At 38.9% G+C, this 10833-nt stretch carries 12 protein-coding genes and 1 riboswitch; of the genes, 3 read left to right on the plus strand and 9 right to left on the minus strand.

The window, feature by feature from the left end; all coding sequences use genetic code 11:
• Window positions 1–7: 7 nt before the first annotated feature.
• The 9 genes from Q0K03_RS01455 to nagB all read right to left on the minus strand — a co-directional run bounded on the left by Q0K03_RS01455 (window position 8) and on the right by nagB (window position 8146).
• On the minus strand, window positions 8–844 hold the full coding sequence (locus tag Q0K03_RS01455; protein WP_297236976.1) for a PRD domain-containing protein: 837 nt from the start codon (window positions 842–844) through the stop codon (window positions 8–10).
• Window positions 819–2129 carry a PTS transporter subunit EIIC gene (locus Q0K03_RS01460; protein ID WP_297236977.1) on the minus strand — a complete coding sequence of 437 codons (1311 nt, stop codon included), beginning with the start codon at window positions 2127–2129 and terminating at the stop codon, window positions 819–821. Before Q0K03_RS01460 ends, Q0K03_RS01455 begins: the two co-directional genes overlap by 26 nt.
• Window positions 2130–2199: 70 nt before the next feature.
• Entirely contained in the window at window positions 2200–3096 is an 897-nt protein-coding gene (locus Q0K03_RS01465) for an endonuclease/exonuclease/phosphatase family protein (protein WP_297236979.1), read from the minus strand.
• Window positions 3097–3287: 191 nt separating this feature from the next.
• Window positions 3288–4025, minus strand: a complete 738-nt coding sequence (locus Q0K03_RS01470) for an amino acid ABC transporter ATP-binding protein (RefSeq protein WP_297236980.1) — start codon at window positions 4023–4025, stop codon at window positions 3288–3290.
• Between the two features lie 9 nt (window positions 4026–4034).
• Window positions 4035–4763, minus strand: a complete 729-nt coding sequence (locus Q0K03_RS01475) for an amino acid ABC transporter permease (RefSeq protein ID WP_297236982.1) — start codon at window positions 4761–4763, stop codon at window positions 4035–4037.
• Between the two features lie 16 nt (window positions 4764–4779).
• Window positions 4780–5607 carry a transporter substrate-binding domain-containing protein gene (locus tag Q0K03_RS01480; protein WP_297236984.1) on the minus strand — a complete coding sequence of 276 codons (828 nt, stop codon included), beginning with the start codon at window positions 5605–5607 and terminating at the stop codon, window positions 4780–4782.
• Window positions 5608–5681: 74 nt separating this feature from the next.
• Window positions 5682–5847: riboswitch (Lysine riboswitch) on the minus strand.
• Between the two features lie 61 nt (window positions 5848–5908).
• On the minus strand, window positions 5909–6286 hold the full coding sequence (locus tag Q0K03_RS01485) for a DUF2752 domain-containing protein (protein WP_297236986.1): 378 nt from the start codon (window positions 6284–6286) through the stop codon (window positions 5909–5911).
• A 7-nt stretch (window positions 6287–6293) separates the two neighbouring features.
• Window positions 6294–7310 carry a GYF domain-containing protein gene (locus tag Q0K03_RS01490; protein WP_297236988.1) on the minus strand — a complete coding sequence of 339 codons (1017 nt, stop codon included), beginning with the start codon at window positions 7308–7310 and terminating at the stop codon, window positions 6294–6296.
• A 113-nt stretch (window positions 7311–7423) separates the two neighbouring features.
• Complete coding sequence (gene nagB, locus Q0K03_RS01495) at window positions 7424–8146, minus strand: glucosamine-6-phosphate deaminase (protein WP_297236991.1); 723 nt, start codon at window positions 8144–8146, stop codon at window positions 7424–7426.
• 183 nt (window positions 8147–8329) lie between these two features.
• Between nagB and Q0K03_RS01500 the strand changes: the two genes are divergently transcribed.
• From Q0K03_RS01500 to Q0K03_RS01510, 3 genes are all read left to right on the plus strand, one after another.
• Window positions 8330–9658: a class II D-tagatose-bisphosphate aldolase, non-catalytic subunit gene (locus tag Q0K03_RS01500; protein ID WP_297236993.1), complete on the plus strand. Its 1329-nt coding sequence runs from the start codon at window positions 8330–8332 to the stop codon at window positions 9656–9658.
• A gap of 47 nt (window positions 9659–9705) precedes the next feature.
• The gene (locus tag Q0K03_RS01505; protein ID WP_297236995.1) at window positions 9706–10593 is read left to right on the plus strand and encodes an HNH endonuclease signature motif containing protein; all 888 of its coding nucleotides are present in this window, start codon (window positions 9706–9708) and stop codon (window positions 10591–10593) included.
• 58 nt (window positions 10594–10651) lie between these two features.
• Window positions 10652–10833 (plus strand): hypothetical protein (locus Q0K03_RS01510; RefSeq protein WP_297236996.1); only part of this gene is annotated, 182 nt, incomplete at its 3' end.

Here is a 10833-nt window from a genome sequence, read left to right on the forward strand (position 1 = left end):
CCAATCATCAACTTATTATCTTAATAATATGAATCATCAAATAAACTTTTTCACTTTCCTGTAAAACATAATTATAGTCATGTTCCACCATAGCAGAAATTTCATTCACACATTCAAGGATTCGATCATTTCTTTTTGTCAAAAACGAAAATAGATCATCCACCTTGATTTCATTATGACCAGATTCTTTAGAAAAAATATGCTGACCTAGAAATTTTAGATGAGTGATAAATCGTGCATGGTTTAAATCTTGTTCATTGAACTCAATGCTGTAAAACTCTTCTACAATTCTTTGGACATCCTTGATAAATCGAAGAATTTTACTAATTTGGGTATATTCTGTATCCGAACCTACCATAGCATTCACTATATGCATTGCGATATACCCAGCTTCATTTTCATCCAATGCAATCCCTGTGTTTACCTGAATAAATTTTATTGCCCATAAGCCAATTTTAAATTCCTGTTTATAAAGGCTTCGAATTTCATTAAGCATAAGATTAGGAACCGATATTCCTTTTCTCTTTCTCTCTACGGCATAGCATATATGATCACTTAAAGATATTAATATCTGGTTGCTCAACTGAACTTGGAGCTTCTCGCTTGCTTTAGATGCAATAGCCTCTGAAATACGAAAATATAATAAAGGAACACGATCCAACAATTGTTTAAGCTGGCTTTGCTGACGTGATTCAAATGTATATATTTTATCCACTTTATTCTTGTCAATAAGATCTCCCGGTTTCTTTTTAAAACCAATACCCGAACCCACAATAATAACTTCAGATCCTTCTTTATCCGCGGAAACAATATTGTTATTATAGACCTTTAAAATTTTCATCATCTATTTCACCATCCAATTTCATCATCGCTAAGTTTTCATGATATTTTTCCATAAAAATACGACAGGCTCGCTCTTCATCATAAAAAAAGTCTATAATATAGTATTCATTTTTATGAAAAAACTGATACATTTTACTTTCTTCGATTTGCTTTGAATCAATAAATTCAGGATCTATTAACTGGATTTTCAGTCGATTACTTTCGGACTTCATCTCCAAAATATTTTCTACGCCTCCCAGGGAATCCAATATGTTTTCCGCATCCGCTTCTGTGATGACAGGAAATATCAATTGCAAGCTTATTTTATTATTATGGTAGTGCGCGAAAAGAATCAAAATAACAAAGACAGTGCAGAAAATCACCAAAAGGTTTATCCCATCATAAAGTAAAATGGTAAACAGGCCATTTGCCACAACTAGAAATAACCAGCAAACCGGATCACATATCATTAAAAGGTACATCAAAGATTCAAAATGGAATGTGAATACACCCACAGCCAAACAAAAAAAGAGATAATAAAAAACGGTTTTTATAGTTCTTTTTTGGTAAAGGATCAAAATAACAATCATAACGAGAAAAACGCTTATATAACGGTATCCCTGATCCATTCCCGTTAAAATGTAAAAAGAAGGAAACAAATCATTCAATCCTATGACTTGTAAAAAAGTATCCATACTGGCTGCTAAGCCAAGACCTAATGTATTCCACGAATAAAATAAATCCATAATGGACTTAAACGCATGAAATATTATCGAATAAAAAACATAAACCAGAGGTGCTATGCCAATCATAATCAATGTTGTGATAATAGGGACCGATTTCCTTCCCGAAAAGAAGGCAATCGCATTGGGAAGACGTAAATCTGAAAAACGATTAAACACTTTTGCTGCCACACAACCTGTGAATAAGCCAATCAAAGGATTTTCTAAATACATGCAACTGCTATCAACTTTTAAACGCATATAATAAAACGCTTCATTCAAAACATCTGCATTTAAGACAGAGATTAAAATCAAATATGCGATTGCACCGCTAATTACCGCACTTCCATCTTGTGTTTTGGAAAGTTTATAGGCTAAAGTACTGGATAATATAAGCGGTAAAAAATCTAAATATAAATCAGGCAAGGAAATTAGAACATTAAGATAATTAATATTAATGATCATCATTATTCGTTGGGCTAAAAATGACGTCATGTACATAAATGGAAAAAGACTTATCGGCAGCCAGCAAAGTGCCCATAAGTTTTTAAGTTTATCCCATAAATTGAATAAGATTTTCACCATATCATCTCCATTAAAGCAAAAAGTTGCAAAAAGCTCAAAAATATTGAACTTTTTGCAAAAACCTTTAAAACTATTTTAATTCAAGAGTTACAACTATTGGATTATGGTCAGATAATTTTGAATCTACCATTTTGACAGATTTTATTTTAATATTTTTAGATACGATCACATTATCGACACTATTAACGTTCATAGTATCATCAGTCCCATTGAATGTATCTAACCATTTGCCGTCTTTTCCATTGGAAATATTATAATCTTCTTTAAACAAATCAAATTCTTTTGTTGATTGAGTCGCATTAAAATCTCCAACCAAGATTTTATATTCACAAGTATCTTCATCCAAAGCTTCTTTTAATGTTTCCATCTGCTGCTTTCTTAGATCCATATCTTCATAACTAAGATGGGTATTATAGAACGCAATTTTCTTTCCGTCTTTTTCAAAAACAACCCTTTGATAATATCTTGGTTCAACCGGTCCTTTGGCAGATACTGCATCTAAAGCATCATTGGAAGCTTGATCGTCTGGATCATTATTCATATATGCTTCTTTCAACTCATTGGCCAATTCTTCGCCTTTAAAAAGATCGCTGTATAATTTTGTTTCAGATGTTTCTTGCAGTTCATATTGAGAAATAGTAGCAATACCATATTCTCCGCCTTGGAATCCAATACAGTTTGTGTAGTACCCATCTTGATATGGATCTTGAGCAAATTTTTCTACAACATCATAGTTATTTCTTTTTGTCTTTTTATCCACTTCTTGAAGACCAACAATTTCCACATTGTTTTCGGCCATTAAATCGCGCTGTGCTTCAACATCGGGTTGCGATTTAGCATCAATATTAAAGGTCCCCACGATCAGTTCTTCACCATTAGCCTTTGAATCTTCCGTGGTTCCGGAACTACATGCCGCCAAAGACGTAATAACAGTGGCAGCACACAATATAGATAGTAATTTTTTCATAATGCCCTCACATCTCCTTTTTGAGTTAGTAAAAATAATATCATGAGCTCATAAATTAAGAAGAAAAAAGGCATAAGTATCCCGTCGGAAACTTATGCCTGCATAACCAGTTACACGTTTTCTCTTCTTTTATCTTTACATTGAAAATAATAAGATTCTTTTCTGTGTTTGTCAATAAAAAAAGACCGAATTTATCGGTCAAAATAACGAGATAGAAATTGTTTGGTCCGATCTTGTTCCGGATTTTCAAAGATCTTCTGTGGCGACCCTTGTTCCGCAATGACACCTTTATCCATAAAGATCACTCGATCACTGACATCTTTGGCAAACTGCATCTCATGGGTCACAATAGCCATTGTCAAGCCTTCTTTGGCTAGTGTCTGCATAACTTCTAAAACATCTCCAACCATTTCCGGGTCCAATGCAGATGTCGGTTCATCAAACAATAAGACTTCCGGATCCATACATAAAGCACGGGCAATCGCCACACGCTGTTTTTGCCCACCGGATAAACGAGTCGAACTGGCATCGGCAAAATTCTGCATACCAACTTCTTCCAAGTGCTGCATGGCAATTTTTTGTGCTTCTTCTTTCGAACGCTTTAAGACTTTGATCTGACCGATCATACAATTTTCTAAAACGGTCTTATTCGCAAATAAATTAAAGCTTTGAAAAACCATTCCCACTTTGGAACGATAGGTTGTCAAAGGAAGTTTGCCACTTAAAATGTCTGTTCCTTTATATAAAATGTTTCCGCCATCCGGAATCTCCAATAAGTTGATACAGCGAAGAAGCGTACTTTTTCCCGAACCGGAAGATCCAATGATCGTCACCACTTCCCCTTTGTTGATTTCAAAATCAATATCGTTTAAAACTTGAAGATCTCCAAAATGTTTTTTCAGATGTTGTACTTGAATGACTGTTTCCATACAAACCTCCTATGCACAGTTTTCCTTGATTGTTACTGTCTTTGTCTTGTTGATTTTTCTTTCCACAGCATTCAGGATCAATGTTGCGATCGTTGTTAAGGCAAGGTAAATCACCATCTCCAAAAAGTAAACTTCGGCAAATTTCATGTTACTTCCGGCTACCGAAGAAGACTGGAAGTAAAGCTCTGTTACCTGGATCGCATTTAACATACAGCTGTCTTTGATATTGACGATCAGCTGATTTCCAATCGTCGGGAAGGTGTTTTTGATGGCTTGCGGAAAAATAATGGAAACCATCGTTTGAAACGTTGTCATCCCCAGGGATTTTGCCGCTTCGCTTTGTCCGGCATCAATAGACTGAATACCGCCACGAATGATTTCCGCCATATACGCACCGGTATTGACCGAGATGATGATCAAACCGGCCGAGAAACCCGTCCATCCTAAAATAGGACGAAGCAAGTAGAAAAAGAACAAGGCCTGTACCATCATCGGTGTACCTCTAAAAAACCAGACATAGAAGCCTACGATCCATTTCGCAAGCTTCTTTAAAATCTTAACAGGAAGTGAATCCATAGGATCTTCCGGAATTGCACGCAAGGCTCCGGTTATCAATCCCAGGACCAGTCCGACAACCGTACCGACGATTGCGAATAAGAGAGTGTTTTGGATACCGTAAGAAAACAAGCTCCAATTCTCTATAAATATTTCATATGCCCTTCCAAAATCGATACTCATGGATCATCAAACCTTCCTATTCTTCGGTTGGTGCGTTTTCAACCGCAGTTTTCATATATTCATTTCTTGTATCCTGGCTAATTGAATCCAATGCGTCCTGTACGCTCTTGAAGAAATCTGAATCGCGAGTTCCTTCTTTCAAACCGATAGATACTGTGGTATCCACTTCAAAGCCATGCCCATCTTCAAACTGTACAATCGCAAGTCCTGGATTGGCGGCTACCACACCTTCGGCAACCGGCATTTCCGCTGTAATACCATCGGCCACTCCATTTTGAAGGGCAGCAACCAGTTCAGGATATGTGGCTAATGGTGTCTGATGATCTACACCTTCGATCTGATCGATAACGGTATCATAATTTGTATTTTTCTGGCCGATGACTTTATGACCGGAGAAATCCTGAATATCCGTATAGTTTGCCATTTCACTGTCGGCACGAACGATCATGACCATTCCTTCACTTTCATAGTATGGAGTCGTAAAGTCGATGCCTTCTTCACGCTCATCGCTGGCTGTCATACCGGCAACGATCGCATCAATTTCTCCGGAATCCAAAGCAGGCTGCAGTCCATCCCATGAAATTTTCTTCACTTCTAATTTTTGGCCCAATTCATCGGCAATGGCTTGTGACATCATTACATCGTATCCGTCACAATATCCTCCACCGCCGCTGATTTCTACGGCAGAGTCCGTTTGGGCATCGGAAGTTTGCCAGTTAAACGGCTGATACCCACACTCCATTCCTACGGTAAACGTATCATCCTGAGCTGAATCGGCTCCGGATCCTGAACATCCTGCCAAAGCGAATGTTCCAACTGCGATTGCGGCTAATAATTTTTTCATTTTTCTTCCTCCTAAAGTATCATGAAAATAGAAAAAAAACCATATGTGTTATCCATATGGCTTATTGACTTTGCCCTCAAGATAACCCCTCTTCTTACGAAGGAGTGCAGTGGGTATTTCCCAAAGCCCCAAGAAACGCTATTGCCATACCGTCTCTTTCGGCGATGATTACCTTTTCCATACTTCACTGCCTGCCGGCTCCCTATGGTACTCTGATGCATCGCTACCTCTATCTTCATCTGATTTACTTTTATGCAGTCATTATAGGCATTTTATCCAGACATGTCAAGGGGCTTTGCCCTTACCGTGCCATCATTGAAAGAATATGCGCAAGAACGCTGGTTTCATCAAAAACCATGGGGACATCGGGAAAAATAAAGATCATGCGGTAAAGATAATAGACAAACATACACCCCACCCAGATCCAGACCAGGCAATTTCTTCCCTTGACATCCTTCTTCAAATGTCTCCACAATACCAGAATTGCGAAAATCATGGTCGGAATCAACAAACCATGATAGAAAAGTGAAGCCTCTATATTTCCATGAAGAAGGTAATACAGGCTGGTCGTCATATTGCAGCCTGGACAAGGGATGCCAAACACCGCCTGAAACGGACAATGGATCCCTTCCAACAGAAGAAACAGGAGCAACAATACAATTGCTCCTATCAGTTTCATTGATTTCTTATTGATTTCCATAACGGCTGATATCATTCAAAGAACTTTGACAAATAGCCATAGAAATGATGCCTAAACCAACGACCGGCAATACCAGCATAACGATACTGTTGTCCGGGACCTTGAAGCCATTGTCGAAATCCAGTTCGTTAAGCACCTTGCCCGCTTTCCAGTAAAAGTAAATCCCATACAATCCGCAAGTCACTATGGTCAAAAGGACAACCATCCCCGGATCTCCAGGACTCGCCTTTCCCTTTGCCTGACAGCAGCGTTCAATATCATTGGCCAGACAATACAGCCAATAGTAAGAATAAATGCTACAGGTCACAATCGAAAGAAGGATACACATTCCGATGCTTCTTTCTGAGATATAGATGGGCTGATTTGTGCCTGAATACACAGAATCGGTAAAAGCCTGAGCTAAATCGGCCAGTTCAGTCTCTTTCAGACGCTTCCAGTCCGGCATTCCCGTTTTCCACACAAAGGTATTTCCATAGATTTGCTTCGAACGGACCATGTTTTCCATCTGTTCTTTGGTATACGGACCATTTTGATTGCCATTGGCATCAATGTAATACCAGGATTGCGGTTCGTCTTTGGTTTCCGACTGTGCAAGATAAGCGCTTAACTCCGTTTCCCCCAGCTTTTTCCAGTCTTCAAAACCATTTTTCCAGACAAGCGTATCTTTTCCAATTTCTTTTTTCTCGATAAGCTCCTGCATCATTTTTTCTTCAAAAGGGCCGGCCGCTTCAGAACCTTTGACATAATACCACTGGATTGGATCTTCCTGTGAATCTTCGGGTTCCTTATCAACGTCCGATGCTTCGGATTCCAATTCAGAAGCCGGTTTTAAATCTTCCTCAACCGGTTCTTCTTTCACATCTTCAGCTTCATCGATCAGTTGCGTGCTTTCTTCTTGAATTTCCTGTGTTTCTTCGATTTCTTCCTTTGTAACCGGAGTTCCACAATTTGAACAAAACTTTGCCTCATCAGAAAGTTCCATACCACAGTTTTTACAGATCATTTAAATCAACTCCTTGTATTTAAACTAAATTATACAGTATTTGATATAAAATACAACGAAACTCAAAGCTATAAAAAAAGATCTGCCAATAATTTGACAGATCTCAAATCCCTTTACTTTGATAATAAGCTTGCGGCCGCTTCATCCACAACAACCGTTACATCTGGATGATTCTGAAGAACAGAAGCCGGCATATCCGTAGTAACAGGACCTTCAACCATTCCTTTTACCGCTTCGGCTTTATCCGTTCCAGAAACAACCATCAGAATCTTCTTTGATTTCATGATTGTACCGATTCCCATGGAAATTGCCTGTTTTGGAACTTTGTTCATATCATTGTCGAAGAAACGAGCGTTCGCTTCGATCGTACTTGGCGTCAAGTCAACAATATGTGTCAATTCTTCAAATGGTGTTCCTGGTTCGTTGAAACCAATATGACCATTGCGTCCGATTCCTAACAGCTGTAAATCGATCGATACTTTATCCAGCTCTTTTTCATAAGCTTCACAGTCTTCTTTACAGTTACCATAAGGAACATGGGTGTTGGCCGGATCGATATCAACATGATCAAACAAATTTTCTTTCATGAATGTATAGTAAGACTGAGGGTCGTTACGGTCGATTCCTACATATTCATCCAAATTATACGTTCTTACATTTTTGTAGCTGGTTCCATTATCTTCGTGATCTTTCACCATGCACTGATACAGCCCAACTGGCGAGCTTCCCGTAGCCAGACCCAGCACAACATCCGGCTTGCTGGTAACGACTTCTTTCATTACCTCGAATGCCTTCGCAGACATTTCATCATAATCTTTGCATACGATTAATTTCATGATTTTACCTCCAACTTTAAAAAAATTATATCACAGGCATCTTCTTTCCTCGTATCTTTTTTAAGTAAGGTTTTATCTTTTTTGACAACTTTTATCTTTTTGCATTTTTTATTTGTATATTTCATGAATTAGATGAAGTTGTACAAATGATAGAGTATAATAAAAGACATAGGAGGGGTTTTTATGCCAAAACAAAATCCATTATTAAACATCATAAAATTACAGAAAGCAGGGAAAAGCGTCGGCGTTTATTCCTGCTGCTCCAGCAACAGTTTTGTGATCGAAGCCGCTATTGAAACCGCCAAGAAACAAAACTCTCTGGTACTGATCGAGTCCACAGCCAATCAGGTCGATCAAAACGGCGGTTATTCAGGAATGACACCGAAAGATTTCTATAATTACTGTTTAGAAACCGCCGAGAAAATCGGTTTGCCAAAAGACAGAGTCTTCCTGGGAGGAGACCATTTAGGTCCGCTTACTGTTTCCAGTAAACCGGAAGCGGAAGCCATGGACTACGCCAAAACACTGGTCCACGATTATGTGCGTGCCGGATTTACCAAGATCCATATCGATACCAGTATGAAAGTCGCTGATGACGATCCAAACACACGTTTGAGCGATGAAGTCATCGCCAAACGAGGAGCGACTTTGGCAAAAGTCTGTGAAGAAGCCTATCAAGAATTATTGGAAGAGAATCCTGAAGCCGTTCATCCTGTATACATCGTGGGTAGTGAAGTTCCTATTCCGGGCGGTGCCGTCGAAGAAGATGCCGGTATGCAGGTGACAAAACCGGAAGACTTCAAGGCAACCGTATCCACCTTTGAAAAAGCTTTTGAGGAATTAGGAATTCACGACGCATGGCAATATGTCATGGCCGCTGTCGTTCAGCCAGGCGTTGAAGAAAAAGATGCCGGATGCGAAGAATACGACAGAGAACGTGCCAAAGATCTGATGGCTTCCATCAAAGATTTTGACAATCTGGTATTCGAAGGTCATTCAACAGATTACCAGACAAAATACAAACTGAAAGAACTGGTTGAAGACGGTGTCGGAATCTTGAAAGTAGGACCAGGGCTTACTTACGCAGCCCGTGAAGGAATCTTCTCTCTTTGCTGCATCGAAGAAGAACTGGCTGAAGTTTATGGATTTGAAACCAGTCATTTTAAAGAAGTCTTAGACGAGGTAATGTTGGAGAACCCTGGAAAATGGGCCCCATACTATCACGGAACCGATAAAGAGATCGCATTCAAAAGAAAATATTCTTTCTCGGATCGTTCCCGTTACTACATGCCAAATCCAAAAGTACAGAAAGCATTGAATACACTGCTTACAAACTTACATGAACATCCGGTATCTCTTCCGCTTTTATCCCAATATATGCCAATCCAATATACATTGGTACGGGAAGGAAAACTGGAAAACACACCAGAAGCCCTGATCAAGGCCAGAGTTGCCTACACGATCGAAGAATATACCTTCGCAACGCATCAGGAAGAACTCGTTAAAGAGTAAACAAGTTGGAAAACTCCAACTTGTTTTTTTTATGTTAGAATGGAAGTATGAATAAATCAAATCTGAAACAAGTCATTCTTGCGATCAACGAAGCAAGTCTGATATGTGACACAAAGAGAAAACTCTTTCGTGAGATCAAAGATCGAACCGGGCTATCCGACACTAAAATATATAAAGTCATCGATTTATTGGAAAAACACCGAGGATTGGAATGGCTCAACGAAGAAATCGATCTGTTCCCTTGCGCTGTGATCTATGCGCGTTCAAAGACCAACAGTTTGATTGAAAACCTCTCGTTTTGGGAAATGTTCAAAGATGATGAAGAACTGCTGGAAGAAATTGGTTTTGAAGTCAAAGATCATCGCATGCTGGAATATATGGACCGAATCCGAAAAGAAGACCCAGACAAGATCGTGAGTGATACATTGTCGATCCTCTATACAAATTCGATTGTACAAAGGACAAAAAACATGCCTCACAAAAACGAAAATCGAAGCATTGTTCCTTTGCCTAACCGTGACTTTTTATACCAAATCATGCCTAAAAGAGGAATCCCGACAAACCGAGATGTATCCAAAGATCTCCAGATCTATTTTAAAGACACGCTTATGCATGAGTTCAACCGAACTTGTCCTGTCTGCGGGATCCATTTGCCCCATATGCTGATTGCCAGTCATATCAAGCCGTTTCGTGACTGTGCCCATATCTTTGAGGCCGCCGACCACAACAACGGATTATTGCTGTGCCGAAATCATGACTATCTCTTCGATCAGGGATATATCACGTATACCGATGAAGGAAAATTAGTTGTATCCCGACAGTTAAAACATCCAGAACATTATCAGCTTCACGATTTAAATAAAAAAATCATGACCGAAAACCGCAAACTGTATATGGATTATCATAGAAAACACATCTTTTTAGGCAAAATCTAAGATCACTTTTCAATTTGCACATGATAAGGTAAAATAGAACTACATTTTGGAGGTTTTTATGACTCAGAAACAATATCCTGTTCTTTATGCAACAAGCACAAAAGGAACTTTTTTTAAACATTGCAGCATCAATCAAACTCTGTACTTTAAAATGATCAAAGATGAAGAACGAGCAAAGGCAGATCCTGATTATGACCTATATATGGATGCGATGGTCGATGAATGCTATGACGCAATCGT

The sequence above is a fragment of the uncultured Faecalicoccus sp. genome, assembly GCF_944327125.1.
Taxonomy (GTDB): domain Bacteria; phylum Bacillota_I; class Bacilli_A; order Erysipelotrichales; family Erysipelotrichaceae; genus Faecalicoccus.